Genomic DNA, 17,731 nt, shown 5'->3' on the forward strand with positions numbered 1-17,731 from the left:
ATTCATCCTTTCTATATCAAGAAATATTTTTAAAACATAACGAAACAAATATTTTAAACCAACAAACCACTTAAATTTTTAAACTATGACAGAGAGTACAATTAATAATTATTTGTTAATTAAAATTTAAACCGAAACCAAACAACTAACTAAATTAAATTTATGAAAAAATTATTTACTTGTTTATTGATTTTTGGGCTCAGTATTAATATAATACAGGCGCAAGAAAAAACAATTACAGGAACTGTAGTTGATGATGCAGGTGTCCCTCTTCCAGGGGCGACCATACAGATTAAAGGAGAATCTAAAGGAACGACCACCGATTTTGATGGAAATTATTCCATTCAAGCCAATGTTGGTAATATTTTAGTGTTTTCTTATGTCGGTTACGCAAATCAAGAAATTGAAATTAAAGACCAAACCGTAATAAATGCTACGCTAAATCCGGATAATAAACTAGATGAAATCGTGGTAATGAGTTTTGGTACGCAAAAAAAGAGAAATGTTATTTCCTCTGTGGCTACTGTAAAGCCTACAGAATTAAAAATAGCATCGAGTAACTTAACAACGGCTTTAGCGGGTAAAGTACCCGGTTTAATTTCGTACCAACGAGGTGGAGAACCCGGTAGAGACAACGCCGAATTCTTTGTAAGAGGTGTTACTACTTTTGGTTATGCGTCAAGCCCATTGATTTTAATTGATGGTGTTGAGTTAAGTGTAAGCGATCTTAGAAGATTACATCCCGATGATATCGCCGAATTTTCAATTATGAAAGATGCATCCGCAACAGCGCTTTATGGAGCTCGTGGTGCTAATGGTGTTATTTTTGTAACCACCAAAGAAGGGGTTGAAGGCCCAGTGAAAGTTACAGTTAGAATGGAAACCTCTACTTCGCAGCCAACTCGAGATATCGAATTGGCAGACCCGATTACCTATATGAGAATGGGTAACGAAGCGGTTAGAACCAGAGACCCATTAGGCTTGTTGCCATATTCGTTGGAAAAAATCGAAAACACGGTGGCTGGAACAAATCCATTATTATACCCAACTACAGATTGGTATGCAGAGCTTTTTAAAGATCGCGCAGCCAGTCAACGTTTAAATTTTAGTTTAAATGGTGGTGGTAAAACAGCACGCTACTATGTGTCTGTTGCAGGGAGTCAAGATAATGGTATATTAGAAGTGCCAAAAGTAAGTAACTTCAACTCTAACATTAAATTTAAGCAGTACAATTTACGCTCAAGTACAAACATAAACTTGACCGAAACATCTAAATTAAAGTTAAGTTTTAATGTTAATTTCGAGGATTACACAGGGCCCTTAAATGGCGGTTCGGATGTATATAATCAGGTTATGCGAACAAACCCAGTGTTGTTTAGACCTTATTACGAAAAAGATGCGGCCAACGAGTTTACCAACCACATCTTATTTGGAAACTTTGGAAACGGGAATTATTTAAACCCTTATGCGCAAATGGTGAGAGGGTATCAAGAAGGCGACAATACCAAGGTTATCGCACAATTAGAATTTAATCAAGATTTTGATTTTATAACAGAAGGCTTAGATTTTAAATTGGTATTTAACGGTACGCAAAATTCGAGTTATCAAGCCTTAAGGTCTTACCGACCATATTACTACCAACCCCGATTAAATCCAATTACAGGCGAGGTGGTTTTAACCGCTTTAAATGAAGAAGAAGGCACCGAAACCTTAAGCTTTACACAAAGAAACAGGTTTATTTCATCGTCAACATATATTGAGTCTAACGTGTCTTACCAAAAAGATATAGACGAAAGAAATGAGGTAAGTGGTCTATTGGTGTTTACCATGAATAATAGATTATCAACACTTGCTGATGGCGATTTAGGAGCTTCTGAAGCACAACAACTACAAAAATCTTTAGCTTACCGAAACATGGGGCTTTCAGGGCGTTTTACTTATGCAAGAGACCAAAAGTATTTTGCCGAATTTAGTTTTGGGTACAATGGTTCTGAGCGATTTGCCAAAAACGAACGTTGGGGATTCTTCCCATCGTTAGCCTTAGGTTGGATGGCATCCGATGAGAAATTCTTCGACCCTATAAAAGATGTGGTAACCAAGTTGAAAATTAAAGGTTCTTACGGTCTAGTGGGTAACGATCAAATTGGTGGGCCTAACGATAGGTTCTTTTATCTTTCACAAGTTAACTTGAGTTCAGGACAGCATGGTTATACCTTTGGCGAAAATTTTGGAAATGGGCTGAGTGGAGTAAGCATTGAACGTTATGCCAACGACCTCATTACTTGGGAAACCGGTAAAAAAATGAATATAGGTCTTGAATTAGAGCTATTTGATAAAATAGATTTAGAAGTTGACTATTTTAGAGAAGATAGGGAAAATATATTGGCCAACAGGGTATTGCCATCAAGTTTAGGGTTGCAAGCTGGAGTAAGGGCTAATATTGGTGAGGCAAGAAGTCAAGGAATTGACGGAACCTTAGTGTATTCTGATGATTTTGCAAACGGCGATGGCTGGATGCAGTTTAGAGGTAATTTTACTTATGCTAAGAACAAAATCACCAAAATGGAAGAACCAGATTATTCTGCTACACCGTGGTTATCTAGAATAGGACAACCTATAAACCAAGTTTGGGGCTATGTTGCAGAACGCTTATTTGTAGATCAAGCCGAAGTAAACAATTCTCCCGAACAAACGTTTGGCGAATATTCTGGAGGCGATATTAAATATAGAGACATAAACGGCGATGGTAAAATCTCAGCCCTAGACCGAGTGCCTATTGGTAATCCAACAGTTCCTGAAATGACTTACGGTTTAGGTTTATCTGCAGGTTACAAAAATTTTGATGTATCTTGTTTCTTCCAAGGCTCGGGTAATTCATCTTTTTGGATTAATCCTTACAGCACCGCACCATTTGTTGGAGAACAACAATTGTTAAAGGCTTGGGCCGATGATTATTGGTCTGAAACCAACAGAAACATTTATGCGAAATGGCCAAGGCTTTCTGATAATTATGTGCAGAATAACAACCAAACCAATACGTGGTTTATGCAAGACGGTGCCTTTTTAAGGTTAAAACAAGCCGAAATTGGGTATAGTTTGTCTGATAAGTTGATAACGAAACTTAAAATGGAAAAAGTGAGATTTTATGTAAGCGGTACTAATTTGCTTGTATTGAGCAAGTTTAAATTATGGGATCCTGAATTAGCAGGTAATGGATTGAATTACCCTAATCAGCGAGTGTTTAATTTAGGTGTAAATCTTTCATTTTAAAAAAACAAAATATGAAAAAATATATATTTATAACAATAGTTCTTATTGCAAGTATGTTTCAATCTTGCGAAAGAGATTATTTAAATGTAGTGCCCGATAATGTGGCAACTATAGACAATGCCTTTTCAAATAGGTTTAATGCCCAAAAGTTTTTGTTTACACTTTATTCGGCATTACCAGCACCTGGCGACCGTAACAATCCGGCTCTAAATGGTGCGGATGAAATCTGGTATCCAGAAACCGAGAGAAACAGAACGGGCGTAAGAATTGCACAAGGTTTTCAAAGTGCAACAAGCCCAAGTTACAACCTTTGGGGTGATAATGGATTATATGAAGGTATAAGAAATTGTAATATTTTCTTAAGTAGAATTGATGGCGTTCAAGGTCTCCAAGAATATGAGAAAACAATATGGAAAGCAGAGGCTAAAGTACTAAAGGCGTATTATCACTTTTATTTGGCAAGAATGTACGGCCCCATAGTAATTAGTGATGAGTTGGTTGCCGTATCAGAATCTTTAGATAATGTAAATACCAGTAGAAATACCATAGATGAGGTGTTTACTTATGTGGTTGATTTGATAGATGAAGCTTTAGTAGACCTACCTCTTACCTTACAAAACGATAGTGAGGAGTTAGGCAGAATAACACAGCCTATAGCAGCGGCTATTAAAGCGCGGGCTTTAATTACTTACGCTAGTCCGTTATTTAATGGAAACTCAGTATATAGTGGCTTTTTGAATCATGATGGCGAACCATTTTTTCCTCAAGCCTATGCTCCGGAAAAATGGGATAATGCAGCAACTGCTGCTAAGGAAGCCATAGATTTATGCCACGATGCAGGGTTCCGGTTATTTCAAAAAGAAGATTATATTAACAGATCAGGTAATCCTATCACATCAGATATTACACTGCTAAAAGCTGGATTAAGAAGTAGAATGACTGAAAAATGGAACTTTGAGATTGTTTGGGGTCATACAGGGTCTACCTCGGGGATAGAGTATGAATCAATGCCTCGTTTGTATAATTATTTAACAAACCCAGTTGCTTCTAGACATGCGCCTACATTGCGCGTTGCAGAGATGTATTATTCAGAAAATGGAGTACCCATAGAAGAGGATGTTAATTATGATTACGCCAACAGGTATAAGTTAAGAAGTTCTTTAGAAGCCGATAAATACCATGTGGAAGAAGGACAAAGAACAGCCATATTAAATTTTGATAGAGAAACCCGTTTTTATGCCGATTTAGCCTTCGATAGAGGGGTTTGGTATGGTAACGGCGCCAACGATGAAGCCAATCCATGGTTTATTCATTCCAGAGGTGGTGAGTTTGCTTCGGTATTTGAAATATCTCAGTATTCGGTTACGGGTTATTGGCCAAAAAAATTAGTAGCTATTCCTACACAAGTTAATAACGGCACCTCTTTAAGTACAACCCGCTATGCGTTTCCAATTATTCGTTTAGCAGATTTATACCTATATTATGCTGAAGCTTTAAATGAATCGAAATCGGCTCCCGATGCTCAGGTTTATGAGTATATCGATTTGGTGCGCGAAAGAGCTGGTTTAGGTACTGTGGTAGACAGTTGGTCTGCATTTTCAAACAACCCTACCAAGCCAACCACACAAAATGGTATGAGAGAGATCATTCAACAAGAAAGAATGATTGAAATGGCTTTTGAAGGCACAAGGTTCTGGGATTTAAGACGGTGGAAATTGGCAAAAGAGCATATGAGTAAGCCCATTAAAGGTTGGAATGTTTTAGAAGAAGAAGCTGATGATTATTACACGGTTCGTACCCTATATAACCCATCGTATTCTGAGAAAGATTATTTATGGCCCATACCGGAAAACGAAACAATTAAGGATCCTGATTTAATCCAAAACCCAGGATGGTAAACCATAGACTAATTAAAAAAATAAAAATATGAAGAAATTATTCAAATTAGTAATAGTACCAATGGTATTGGTGTTATTTGCATGCGACGAAGAGCAACACGGTCCTCTTGTTTCAGATGGAACCAATCCACGAGCAGTAGAGAATGTGTTAGTTACACCTATTTATGGTGGGCTTAGCATTAGTTATGATTTACCTAACGATAGCGATTTACTATATGTAAAGGCGGTGTATACAAATTCTAAAGGCGAAAAGGCCGAAGTAAAGACTTCTGCTTACGACAATAAAATTGAAATCCTAGGATTTGGAGACACTACAGAAAGGACCGTTGAGTTATACTCTGTAGACCGGTCAGAGAACACCTCAGAACCTGTAAAGGTTAATGGAGCTCCATTAACCCCTCCAGTATTTCTTGTTCAAGCAACCATGGATATTACCGCAGATTTTGGCGGTGCTAGATTTTCTTGGATAAACGAATCGAAAACACCTATAACCATAGAGTTGTTAACAACAAACGATACTACGGGTGAGTTGGAAACCGTAGAAACAATATATACCGAACAAGCGGAATCAAGATCATCTATTAGAGGTTACGAATCTGTACCAAGATTGTTCGCTGCCTTAATTAGAGATAGATACGATAATTTTTCCGATACGATTTACGCAAATACCCCAGATAAGTTGCTAACGCCATTATTTGAAGAACGGTTGGACAAAACCAAATTTAATAAAGTAGTCTTAAATAATGATGATAACTGGGATGCTTGGGAAGGCGATTATTGGAATTGTTTTGATGATGATGCCGCTAGTATTGTACATACTCAAGGAGATCATCCTCGACCAAGTATTATGACGGTTGATTTAGGAGCCGTGGTTACCTTAAGCCGATTTAACGTATTACAAAGAAGCCCAGAAATTGCAAGACACTTTGCATTTACGCACGGAAATCCTAAAACCTATTCGGTATATGGTTCGAAAGAATTACCTGGTCAAGATGGTAATTTGGATGATTGGATATTACTAAAAGAATGTGAATCCATTAAACCTTCTGGTTCTCCACTTGGAACCAATACAGACGAAGATATGGACCATTTCGACCGAGGAGACGAATACACGTTTGATGATCCGATTGAAATTCGTTATTTCCGTTTTGCCGTACATTCCACATGGGATGGTGCTGGATATATAAATTTTTCAGAAATGACTTTCTGGGGTAACGTTGTAGAATAATTAATATTAAGAAACAAATTATGAAAAAAATAAAATATTATATTTTACCATTAACTTTAATGCTTTTTTTCGGGTTCTATTCCTGTAATGATACTTATGAGTTTCATGAAAAATACATTCAAGATGGTGAGATTATTTATGCAACCAAGGTAGATTCTTTAACTACACTTGCAGGAGATGGCAGAATTAAAATTTCCGGATATTTAACAAAAGGTTTCACCATTGAAGAAATTACGGTGTTTTGGGATAAAGGCGAAAACAGCCAAACTTTTCCTTATACAAAGTCTCAAAACGATACGGATTTAATCGACTTGATTGTAACCGGATTAGAGGAAAAATCATATGAATTTGATGTGTATTCAAAAGATGCAGATGGGAATCAATCTGTAAAAGTTACTGTATTTGGAACGGTTTACGGAGAAACGTACCGATCCAATTTAGAAGCTAGAGGTTTAAATGCTTTTACTTATAATAGTGATGGAAGCGCAACAGTAAGTTTAAAACCAAGTAGTGATTTAACAAGATCTACCGAAATTAAATTTACAAATTTAAGCGGCGACGAAGTTGTTGTATCTGTACCACAGGAGGAGTCTGAAGGTGTTTTAGAGCAAGTAGACCGTACAGCACCAATTACGTATAGAACTTTCTATGTGCCAACAGCAGCCGATGAAGATGGAAATGAAACAACCATTGATGAATTTGGTTCAGATTGGAAAACCTACGAGTTTCCAAATAACATCGCAGCCATTTTAGCAAGCTTTACATTCGATCCGAATTCAGGTGGTATTGTAGCATATTGGGAAAACTCAGAAAACGCTTTAATGACTTTTGAATTTATTAACACCGATAAGCAAGATAATGAGGTAAGCAACACGGTAACCTCGTCTGAGTCTTTGGGTACCTATACGTTTTCAGGGATGAAAAGTGAAGAGCAGGAAATTCAAATTGTAGTTTCAGATATTTATGGAAATTCGCAATCCATGTCTTTCACCGTAACACCATTGGCAGCAGCCGGTAAAGGTAGTTGGACTATAGTTGATTTTTCAACTGAAGAAGCTGGTGGCGAAGGTCCCGTTAATGGTTATGCTACTGCGGTAATTGATGGTGACTTATCCACTTTTTGGCATTCAAAATGGACCGGTAGTGGTTCGTCTTACCCACACCACTTTACCTTCGATATGGGAGCCGAGAAACAAATTACTGGGTTTGAGATTTTTAGAAGAAGCGGAAGAACAGGTGCCGCTACAGAACACGAATTTTGGGTAAGTAACGATAATGTAAACTTTACACAAGTAGCTACACTTAGCGCTGATTTAAATTCTGATAATGGTTTTACAGCCAATACAGCAAATGTAGTTACAGCTAGATATGTTAGATATGTAGCAGCTTCAGGGCCTAACAATTTTACATACTTAGCCGAAATTAATGTGATAGAACTTTTAGATTATGCAGACTACTCAATTGTAGACTTTTCAACAGAAGAGGCTGGTGGCGAAGGTCCAGTAAATGGATATGCTACGGCATTAATTGATGGCGATACAGCAACTTTTTGGCATTCACAATGGACAGGTAGTGGTTCGTCTTACCCACATCATGTTACTGTTGATTTAGGTTCAGAAAGAAGTATTGGTGGTTTCGAAATCTTCAGGAGAAGTGGAAGAACTGGTGCAGCCGAAGTACATGAATTTTGGGTAAGTAGTGATAATGTAACCTTTACCCAGGTAGCAACGCTAAATGCAATATTAGATTCTGATGCTGGCTATTTAGTTCATACTACAGCTGTAACAAGTGCTAGATATGTAAGATATGTAGCAGTCTCAGGGCCAAACAATTTTACTTATTTATCAGAAATGAATGTTTTTGGTCTAGTAAATTAAAATGTCATATTAAACCTAAGGGGCTTTTTCTTAAAGCCCCTTATTTTTTAGTACCTGTATTATTGATACTTAAGCAAGGTAATCAGCAATACGTAACTTTCATTTTTTTATTGGTCTGTTGTTGTTTTTTACAACTGCCAACAAAGTCTTTTTTATAAATCTTCCATAATGAAAAATTTATTTCAAATTTTAACCACCCTAGGTTTGTTCGTTTTTATGCACTACAGTGTCTATGCTCAAATTAAGGTGACGCCTTATGATGAGTTACCAGGTGTAAATTCCATTAATAAACCTAGCTATAGCGAAAGCTTTCCTGATTGGGCAAAAATGCTCTATCAGTATCCTGCTAATTTTAATGAAATAGAAGAAGGTTATCAAGAACACTTTAAGAAATATGGCAAGCAAAAAAGTGCCATTATACGATACTATAAAATTTGGAGAAGAGTCGTTGGAAATTATGCCGATGAAAAAGGGTTTATTCACCATTTAGAGTCTAAAAATTACTGGTCAAAACTATCAAAACTAAACAAACAAAATAAAAAATTAGTAGACCCTTCAAACTCAAATTGGACTTTCTTAGGACCAAAAAACACATTTTGGCTTAATGAAGATAATAGTCCCACGGCGAAACCCGTAGCACCTTGGCAGGTTAATGTTTATGCTTTTGATGTTTTTTCTGAAAACCATAATATTTTATATGCAGGTACCGAAACAGGTTATATGAATAAATCCGTTGATGGCGGATTAAACTGGACCTTGTTAACTCCCAACTATGTGTTTTCGGGAGGTATTGGAGCAGTTACAATCCATCCAACAAATGCTAATGTTGTGTATGTTTCGGCAGGAAATCAATTGCATAAAACATTTGATGGAGGAAATACCTGGGCGCCTCTATTACAAAATAGCCTTCAATTTTTTTCAAATCATATTATAATAGATCCCAATAATGCTAATAAATTATTTGTTTCGACTAACAAGGGCATTTATTTATCAACAGATGCAGGTAATACATGGACACAAAAAACCACAAGAGAAACTTATGATATTGAGTTTAAGCCCGATAATAGCAACACAATATACGCTATAGCTAAAGCTAGTAATGGCAACTTTGAAATTTTACAATCGATAGATGGCGGTACTAGTTTTTCTGTGGTTTCTGGGTTTCCGGCCATATCAGATTCCAGTGGTGCTTTAATTGCAGTAACCAAAGCCAACCCCAATGTATTGTTAACCAATATGCTTAGTTTAAATAATACACCTCAAATTTATCGAGGCACTACAAACGGAGGTAACTGGACTTGGGCCAAGGTAATAGATTGCAATACAGACGCTTTTCCATACAACAATGGTCAAGGATATTACGATTTAGTTTTAGAAATATCACCTACCAACGAAAATCAGTTTATGGTTGGTACCACAACCTTATTCAAAACAAATAATGGTGGTAACAGTTTTGATGCCATTGGCGGTTATTTTGGTCGATTTTCAATTCACCCAGACATTCAAGACATGAAATGGTTTGATGATGGCTCCGTATGGTTAGCTACCGATGGTGGTACAAGCTTTTCTACAGATGCTTTTGAAACCGATTTTCAGCCTAGAATAAATGGTTTGGTGGGATCGGATATGTGGGGGTTTGACCAAGGATGGAATGAAGACATTGTTGTTGGCGGTAGATATCACAACGGAAACACGGCAATGGCCGATTTTTACAACAATAAGGCTTTGCGAATGGGTGGTGCGGAGTCTGCAACAGGATGGGTTATTCAAGGAAAAAGTAGGCATGTTGCTTTTAATGATTTAGGTGGTGGTTGGATTTTACCCAGTACGGCAGAATCTGTTTACGAAGGTAAATTTAGTTTCTCAAAATACCCCAATATGTTGGAGTATGGCGGTAGTAGAGGGAATTTAATTCACCATCCTAATTATTTTGAAATGCTCTTTTTGGGTGAAGGCAACAGCTTTTGGAAAAGTACGGATATGGGCGAAAGCTTTGAGGCATTACATACGTTTAGTGGCGAAGTAATGGATGTGCAAATGAGCGTGTCGAACCCAAATGTTATATATGCCGATGTTAAAGGTTACGGATTGTATAAAAGTGAAGACCAAGGGGTTACTTGGGATTTTAAACCGTCATTGAGTAACAACGCTAATGGCGGAGATAAAATGAAAGGAAGGACTAATATCGCTATTTCACTATATGACGAAAACACTGTGTACGCTTGTTATTCTAATGGAACTTGGACGGCAGATAAAGGACAGGTTTTCAAATCTACAGATGGCGGAGAAACTTGGTCTAACTGGTCTGGTACTGTAAATAGCCATACCAAAAACTTGGTAATACAACCATCCAATACAGGTGAAGATTTAATTTATCTGTTTACTACAAGTAAAAATGGTGAAAAATCTCAGTGCTATTACAGAAAAGAATCTATGGCAGATTGGGAACCTTTTGGAAATAACTATCCTGAAAATTTTGCGGTTAATACGGCTATTCCCTTTTATAGAGATGCTAAATTAAGACTTGCCGGTGGAGGCGGAGTTTGGGAAACCCCCTTACAAGAGCAAGATTTTATTCCAATAATTAACCCATGGGTAGAAAATATATCGAATAAATGTATGGACGATGTCTTGCATTTTGATGATCACTCCATATTAAACCATGCAGGTGCTAGTTGGAAATGGGAGATAACCCCTGCACCGGTTTATATAAGCGATGCTAATATTAGAAACCCTGAAGTAATTTTGGGTAACCCGGGATCTTATACGGTTAAGTTAACAGTAACACAAAATGGCGTTGATTATGTAAAGGAAATTCCAAATATGGTTACCACAACAACCTGTCCGTCTATTACCGATTGTAACAATCCTGCCGAACTACCAAAAAACGAGTGGTCGTTAATATACGCTGATAGTGAAGAGGTTAATTACCCTGGATTAGCAACTATGGCTTTTGATGGCGATGCATCAACCATTTGGCATACCCGATGGAGCACAGGTAGCGACCCATATCCTCACGAGATTCAAATCGATTTGGGCAATTCTTATAACATCAGTGAATTTATATATACGCCAAGGGTTGATGGCCAAAACGGAAGAATAAAAGATTACGAGCTTTACTTTAGTTATGATAAAACCAATTGGGGCACTGCAGCGCACACCGGAACTTTCGAAAATACAAACGCTAAACAAACCATAACTTTTAATACACCATTAAAAGGGCGCTATATGAGATTGGTAGCCCTATCTGAAGTTAACGGAGCCGCATGGGCATCGGCTGCGGAGTTAACCGTAGTAGGCTGTTTAAGCGATAATTGTCCAGGAGTAGATAACCCAGATCAAGCTGATTTTGATGGCGATGGCATAGGAGATGCTTGTGATGATGACGATGACAACGACGGGGTTTTGGATGTAGATGACGAATGCCCTGAAACACCCTTAAATGAAAACGTAAACGATAAAGGCTGTAGCTTATTTGAATTACCTGCTAGCAATTTTATAATACAAACTATTGGAGAAACTTGCAGAAATAGCGACAACGGCAAAATTGTGGTAACGGCTACCGAAAACCATAATTATATAATAACCTTAACAGGAAATGGAAATACGGAGACATTTGATTTTACCGATACCATTGAATTAAACAACCTACAGTCCGGCACTTACAAGGTATGTATTACGGTTACAGACATTCCGGAAACCGAATTTAAAAGATGCTACGATATTGTAATTACAGAGCCTTCAGATTTGGCTGTGTTGTCTAGGGTTAGTGCCGATAAAAAATCGGTTTCATTAAACTTGGCCAACGGTACAAACTACACGATTAATTTAAACGGTACCATTACAAATACCACAGAGTCTTTAATTACTTTAAAGCTGGCTCATGGAATGAATACGCTTCGAATTGGTACCGATAAAGAATGTCAAGGAATATATGAGAAATCTATTTTAGTTTCAGAAAATGTTATTGCTTACCCTAATCCTTTTACCGATTACCTTCAAATTAATATTGGAGATAATACCTCGAAAATGGTATCCGTAAAAGTATATTCTACTACCGGAAAACTTATTCATTCAAGGTATTTACCTGTCCGTTACAATACCGTTGTAATAGACGGTAGGCGTTTTAAAAACGGCACCTATTTGGTAAAAATAGAAACAGCATCTGGTCTGTCAAATGTAAAAATCGTAAAAAAATGAAACCATTAAATAAGACTTCGTTTAACCAAATAACAAATACACTGTTTTTGTTCGTTTTCTGTATAATTTCGGCTTGTAGTTCAGGTGATGGTGGCGATGCGCCAATAGATCCTATAGAAGATGTTAAAGATCCAACCGCGGCCACACTCGTGTTTCCCGCGGCAAATAGCGAATGTACCGAGGGCACAATAAATACAACAACAGAGAGCACTATTACGTTTGAATGGAATGCAAGCAAGTATACCGATAGTTACAATTTGCAATTAAAGGACTTAAATACGGGAACTGTTACCAGCTATTCGACTTCAGAAAACAGTTATGCTATAAAATTAAAAAGAGGCAACCCGTATTCATGGTTTATCGTGTCCAGATCAAACAAAACTTCAAAAACGGGCACAAGTGCAACTTGGAAATTTTTTAATGCTGGTGAAGGTGTGTCATCGTATGCACCATTTCCTGCAGAAGCAGTCCGCCCTGTTTTAGGTGCGAACGTAACTAGTGGCGATATCACTTTAGAATGGACAACAAGTGATGTGGATAACGATATTGAAAGTTACAACGTAAACTTTGGAGAGGTAAACCCACCAACAGAATTTAAAACGGAAATTACCGGAACAACTTTAAATAATGTGACAATTGAAGCCAATAAAACGTATTACTGGAGTGTCACAACAAAAGACAGTCAAGGTAATATCTCTTACTCCGAGGTGTTTAGTTTTACGGGAATTTAAAAAAAATAGAATAAAAAATGAAAAAAAATATAATTACACTGTTCTGTTTTATAATAGTTGGCTGGGTTACGGCACAGGAGGCAACAAACCAAAAAAATATTTTAATAGAATCTAATACCATTGTAGGCGTATGGCAACAAATGTTTGTTAAAATTAACGACAGTGGAGAGAAGGAAATGTTTAAGTCCGGAAATTACAAAGTTATAAATTCTGATGGAACCTATTTCACATTCGTTACGTGGGGAGCAAAACAAATGGTTAAAAATGGTAAATCAATAATTGAGCAAAATGTAACTGATGTAGGTCACTATGGAGTTTATAAAAACCTTACAGATAGTTCTTTTATCGAACAAATAATTAAGCATGGCGTTAATACTAAAATGAGCGGAACAGCTTCTCAGATAAACTATAAGCTATTGGATATTAACACTGTTATTATGGAATATAAAAATGGAGATCGATGGATTCCAGAGATGTGGCGCCGTGTTGTTTTACCAAATCAATAGTTTTTGAATAAATAAGATTTCAAAAACAGGATATAAGCCAGAATTTAATAATGTACAAATTTTTATAAGGATGAAACAATTAATAAGTAACTTCTTCTTTTTAACTGTTATAGGTGTTATTTCAGTTTTCGGACAAACTAATAGTGACACAACAATAATTATTTTAAATAAAAAAATTAAACCTACACGCACTGAAATTATTACGCCCATTCATAAAACAGCTTTTAAAACTAATAACGGTGATGAATGTAAAGAACGCAACCAAGGCGGAAACCCTAGAAAAGTATCGGGTTATTTGGCATTTGATGGATCGATGGACGGGAACAGGCAGGTCGATCCGCAAATAGCAGTGGGCGGTGGTTACGTATTGCACGGGACAAACAGCGGACTAATAATTTATGATAAAAAAGGAAATTTTATACAGGGTGTCTCGCAATCGTGCTTTAATAACGGCATAGACCCAAAACTTTTTTTCGATCCACATAATAAAATTTTTGGTTTCAATTTATGGAATCCGTGGGATAAGGAAAAAAAGAAACCCGTAAACATTTCAATATCGGAAACCAAAGATCCAACGGGAGCTTGGAACACTTACCCTGTGCCAGCGCCAAACGGTGTTGATGGTGGAGGTATTAGTTATAGCAGAAAATGGATTGGATACTCGTTTCCGGGAGGAGAAGAGCGCACTTTTGTTTTAAAAATGGAAGATGCAAAATCCGGAAAACCCGCAACCGTTTATCATTTTCCCGGTAGTTTAGGACATCCGGTAGCAACTCAAGATAAAACCGATGCGCTGTACTTTTTTGAAATAACAGGCGGTGGTGCCTTTGTAATAAAACGCATCGTGGAAGCCCAAGATGGTTCCCCGATTTGCGAGGTGGTTGCCAAAACACCAAAGCGATTGGATAATTTTGGATGGCCACCAAAATCACCTCAAAAAAACACCAGCCAATTAACCTCTTCTGGCGACAGAAATCCAAAGAATTTAGTGTTGCAAAATGGTTTTATTTGGTTTTCGCATACCATAAATATTAACGATAGGGCAGCGGTTCAATGGCATCAAGTAAAAACTGATGGAACCCTGGTGCAAACGGGTTTAATTAGTAGCGAAACCTCTAATTACATACAAACAACAATAGCCGTTAACAAGAAAAATGATGTGCTTGTGGGCTTTCAAGAAACAAACGAAAACATGTTTATAAGCCCAAGATTGGCATTCCGAAAAGCAAAAGATACTAAAGGGACTTTACGGGAAATTATAAGTTTAGGAGAAGGAAAAGGGTTTACCGATGGTGTCTCGTGGGGCGATTATAGCGGAAGCATCATTGATGGTGATAACCTAAAGGATTTGTGGACCATACAAAGTATAACTGATGAAAACGGAAAAGGCGATACCGTTATAGCTAAAATTCCATTCTAAAATGAAAAACGTAAAAAATGAAAATAGCATGCAAAAGAGGCTTATAATGTCCCTATTTTTTGTTCATTTATTTGCTTCTTCGTGTTTAGGTCCTAATAATTTTACAACGGTTAAAAATACCGAATATGAAGTAAATAATTTAACCACCACCATACCAATTGCTGGTAATAGTTGGATTGTTAACGATTTGGATAAAAACGAAAACATTTCAAATGAAGGCTTAAATAATTGGATGGATTTTGACGATGTTATTCGAACCTATTTTCATACAAGTCAAACAGGTAAAATAAGTGTAGGGTTACATATTAAAACGTGGCAAGGTGCATCTGTAATTAAGGTCACTGTTGGTGATGAAACCAAGGAAATTGAAATCTCAAATACAACATATAAAGATGTTTACGTTGGCGAGTTTACAATGGCATCGGCAGGGTATCACCATATTGATGTTCAAGCTGTTTCTAAAGAGGGAACGCAAATTGGAAATCTTAAAAACATAAAAGTTGGCGGGCCATTGGCTGAAAATTTAACTTTTATTAAGGATGAGTCTAATTTTTATTTTGGCAGGCGAGGGCCGTCGGTACATTTAATATACCAAGAACCTGCTGGTACAGATATTACTTGGTTTTATAACGAAATTACCGTGCCAGAGGGTAACGATGTTATAGGGTCTTATTATATGGCCAATGGTTTTTCCAATGGATATTTTGGTATGCAAGTGAATTCGGAAACCGAACGACGTGTCTTGTTTTCGGTTTGGAGTGCTTTTGATACTCAAGACCCGAATCTAATTCCCGATGAATATAAAGTAATAGCCTTAGGCCATGGTAGCGGCGTACATGTTGGCGAGTTTGGGAACGAAGGTTCTGGCGCTCAAAGCTACATGAAGTTTAATTGGAAACCAGAAGCGACGTATAAATTTTTATTAAAAGGCGAGTCTAAAGTAAAAAACACCATCGATTATACAGCATATTTTTATGCGCCTGAGGTAGGCGACTGGAAACTTATTGCAAGTTTTAGAAAACCCAAAACAAATGAAAGACATATAACCAGAACATATTCGTTTTTAGAAAATTTTACGCCTAATACCGGTTATATAGAAAGAGAGGTTAATTTTAACAACCAATGGATTTATGATACCCAAGGGAATTGGACCGAACTTACTTCGGCTAAATACTCTGCCGATGCAACAGCCCGAAATGGTGTGAGACTTGATTACGACGGAGGTTCAAAAGGGCATAGTTTTTATCTAAGAAACTGTGGATTTTTTAGCGATAACAAAACTTTTGATGTAAGTTTTTCGAGATTAGCCAATAAAATTCCCCCAATAATTGATTTTTCAAAGTTAGAATATCCTAAACAACCATAAAAACCAATTCTTTTTTAGTTTTCAGTTTTATCTTTTTTCTTGCCACTCATCATAAAATTGATAAGGATGCCTATCAAAGTTAAACATACCAGCCCGAAAATAGCAATCATTATTACGCCGTTGGTCCAGTTGTAAAGTGAAATAGTTTGAGTTATCATAATTAAAATTTTAAACAAATGTAATACTATACATGTTCTGTAAACATGATTTTTGTCAGATAATAACGTTCGTTTTTAAAATTACAAAAAAGATTCAATACCTGTTTTAATGGATTTGTTTTTTGTTTAAAATAAATAGATGGTATTTTTACAAACCAAGGTTGTAACTTTGCAGTGTATTTAATGAATAAAAATATGAGCCACAAAGCAGGTTTTGTAAATATAATTGGCAACCCAAATGTGGGAAAGTCTACCTTGATGAATGCCTTTATTGGCGAGAAGCTATCGATTATCACATCCAAAGCGCAAACCACACGCCACCGGATATTGGGTATTGTAAACGGCGATGATTTCCAGGTATTATTTAGCGATACGCCCGGAATTATAAAACCCGCTTACGAGTTGCAGGAATCTATGATGGGCTTTGTTAAATCGGCTTTTGAAGATGCCGATATTTTACTTTACATGGTCGAAATTGGCGAGCAGGAATTAAAAGACGAGGCGTTTTTTAAGAAAATTAAAAACTCAAAAATCCCCGTTTTATTACTGTTAAATAAAATTGACAAAAGCGACCAGCAACAACTGGAAACACAAGTACAGCTTTGGTCGGAAAAGGTGCCCAATGCCGAGATTTTTCCTATTTCGGCTTTAGAAGGTTTCAATGTAAAAGAAGTGTTTAACCGTATTGTGGAGTTGCTTCCGGAATCGCCCGCGTTTTATCCAAAAGACCAATTAACAGATAAACCAGAGCGTTTTTTTATAAACGAATCCATTCGCGAAAAAATCTTGATGCATTACAAAAAGGAAATACCTTATGCGGTTGAAATTGAAACCGAGGAATTTTTTGAAGAAGAAAACATTATTCGTATCCGTTCTGTCATTATGGTAGAACGCGAAACCCAAAAAGGCATTATTATTGGGCATAAAGGTTCGGCTTTAAAACGAGTTGGGGTTGAAGCCAGAAAGGATTTAGAAAAATTCTTTGGCAAACAAATCCATTTGGAATTGTATGTAAAAGTGAATAAAAACTGGCGAAGCAAACAAAACCAATTAAAGCGTTTTGGGTATAATAGTTAA

The 17,731-nt window shown here is 36.9% G+C and carries 11 protein-coding genes; 10 read left to right on the forward strand and 1 reads right to left on the reverse strand.

The annotated features are described in order from the left end of the window. The first annotated feature begins 162 nt into the window (after positions 1–162). The 9 genes from RNZ47_RS10800 (at position 163) to RNZ47_RS10840 (ending at position 16,496) form a co-directional block, all read left to right on the forward strand. Positions 163–3,270: a SusC/RagA family TonB-linked outer membrane protein gene (locus RNZ47_RS10800; protein WP_311939820.1), complete on the forward strand. Its 3,108-nt coding sequence runs from the start codon at positions 163–165 to the stop codon at positions 3,268–3,270. An 11-nt stretch (positions 3,271–3,281) separates the two neighbouring features. After that, on the forward strand, positions 3,282–5,168 hold the full coding sequence (locus tag RNZ47_RS10805) for a RagB/SusD family nutrient uptake outer membrane protein (protein ID WP_311939823.1): 1,887 nt from the start codon (positions 3,282–3,284) through the stop codon (positions 5,166–5,168). Between the two features lie 28 nt (positions 5,169–5,196). After that, positions 5,197–6,396, forward strand: coding sequence for a DUF5000 domain-containing lipoprotein (locus RNZ47_RS10810; protein WP_311939825.1), 1,200 nt, complete (start codon positions 5,197–5,199; stop codon positions 6,394–6,396). Between the two features lie 20 nt (positions 6,397–6,416). Continuing rightward, positions 6,417–8,273: a DUF4998 domain-containing protein gene (locus RNZ47_RS10815; RefSeq protein WP_311939827.1), complete on the forward strand. Its 1,857-nt coding sequence runs from the start codon at positions 6,417–6,419 to the stop codon at positions 8,271–8,273. A 168-nt stretch (positions 8,274–8,441) separates the two neighbouring features. After that, positions 8,442–12,473 (forward strand): discoidin domain-containing protein, encoded by a 4,032-nt coding sequence (locus tag RNZ47_RS10820; RefSeq protein WP_311939828.1) that lies wholly within the window; start codon positions 8,442–8,444, stop codon positions 12,471–12,473. Then, positions 12,470–13,204, forward strand: a complete 735-nt coding sequence (locus tag RNZ47_RS10825) for a hypothetical protein (protein ID WP_311939830.1) — start codon at positions 12,470–12,472, stop codon at positions 13,202–13,204. The genes RNZ47_RS10820 and RNZ47_RS10825 overlap by 4 nt, the downstream gene beginning before the upstream one ends. 17 nt (positions 13,205–13,221) lie before the next feature. After that, positions 13,222–13,710, forward strand: coding sequence for a DUF4488 domain-containing protein (locus tag RNZ47_RS10830; protein WP_311939832.1), 489 nt, complete (start codon positions 13,222–13,224; stop codon positions 13,708–13,710). A 70-nt stretch (positions 13,711–13,780) separates the two neighbouring features. Continuing rightward, positions 13,781–15,130, forward strand: coding sequence for a hypothetical protein (locus RNZ47_RS10835; protein ID WP_311939834.1), 1,350 nt, complete (start codon positions 13,781–13,783; stop codon positions 15,128–15,130). A gap of 1 nt (position 15,131) precedes the next feature. After that, complete coding sequence (locus RNZ47_RS10840; protein ID WP_311939836.1) at positions 15,132–16,496, forward strand: DUF3472 domain-containing protein; 1,365 nt, start codon at positions 15,132–15,134, stop codon at positions 16,494–16,496. A gap of 14 nt (positions 16,497–16,510) precedes the next feature. Here RNZ47_RS10840 and RNZ47_RS10845 read toward each other — a convergent pair whose 3' ends face one another. Further along, a complete protein-coding gene (locus RNZ47_RS10845) occupies positions 16,511–16,654 on the reverse strand; it encodes a hypothetical protein (RefSeq protein ID WP_311939839.1) in 144 nt (47 codons plus the stop codon). A 195-nt stretch (positions 16,655–16,849) separates the two neighbouring features. Between RNZ47_RS10845 and era the strand changes: the two genes are divergently transcribed. Continuing rightward, positions 16,850–17,731 (forward strand): GTPase Era, encoded by an 882-nt coding sequence (era, locus tag RNZ47_RS10850; RefSeq protein ID WP_311939841.1) that lies wholly within the window; start codon positions 16,850–16,852, stop codon positions 17,729–17,731.

The sequence above is a fragment of the Hwangdonia seohaensis genome (assembly GCF_031932625.1).
GTDB classification, from domain to species: Bacteria; Bacteroidota; Bacteroidia; order Flavobacteriales; family Flavobacteriaceae; genus Hwangdonia; species Hwangdonia seohaensis.

Coding starts and splice junctions, on each gene's coding strand:
- RNZ47_RS10800 (WP_311939820.1), top strand. CDS start 163: ATGAAAAAATTATTTACTTGTTTATTGATTTTTGGGCTCAGTATTAAT.
- RNZ47_RS10805 (WP_311939823.1), top strand. CDS start 3,282: ATGAAAAAATATATATTTATAACAATAGTTCTTATTGCAAGTATGTTT.
- RNZ47_RS10810 (WP_311939825.1), top strand. CDS start 5,197: ATGAAGAAATTATTCAAATTAGTAATAGTACCAATGGTATTGGTGTTA.
- RNZ47_RS10815 (WP_311939827.1), top strand. CDS start 6,417: ATGAAAAAAATAAAATATTATATTTTACCATTAACTTTAATGCTTTTT.
- RNZ47_RS10820 (WP_311939828.1), top strand. CDS start 8,442: ATGAAAAATTTATTTCAAATTTTAACCACCCTAGGTTTGTTCGTTTTT.
- RNZ47_RS10825 (WP_311939830.1), top strand. CDS start 12,470: ATGAAACCATTAAATAAGACTTCGTTTAACCAAATAACAAATACACTG.
- RNZ47_RS10830 (WP_311939832.1), top strand. CDS start 13,222: ATGAAAAAAAATATAATTACACTGTTCTGTTTTATAATAGTTGGCTGG.
- RNZ47_RS10835 (WP_311939834.1), top strand. CDS start 13,781: ATGAAACAATTAATAAGTAACTTCTTCTTTTTAACTGTTATAGGTGTT.
- RNZ47_RS10840 (WP_311939836.1), top strand. CDS start 15,132: ATGAAAAACGTAAAAAATGAAAATAGCATGCAAAAGAGGCTTATAATG.
- RNZ47_RS10845 (WP_311939839.1), bottom strand. CDS start 16,654: ATGATAACTCAAACTATTTCACTTTACAACTGGACCAACGGCGTAATA.
- era (WP_311939841.1), top strand. CDS start 16,850: ATGAGCCACAAAGCAGGTTTTGTAAATATAATTGGCAACCCAAATGTG.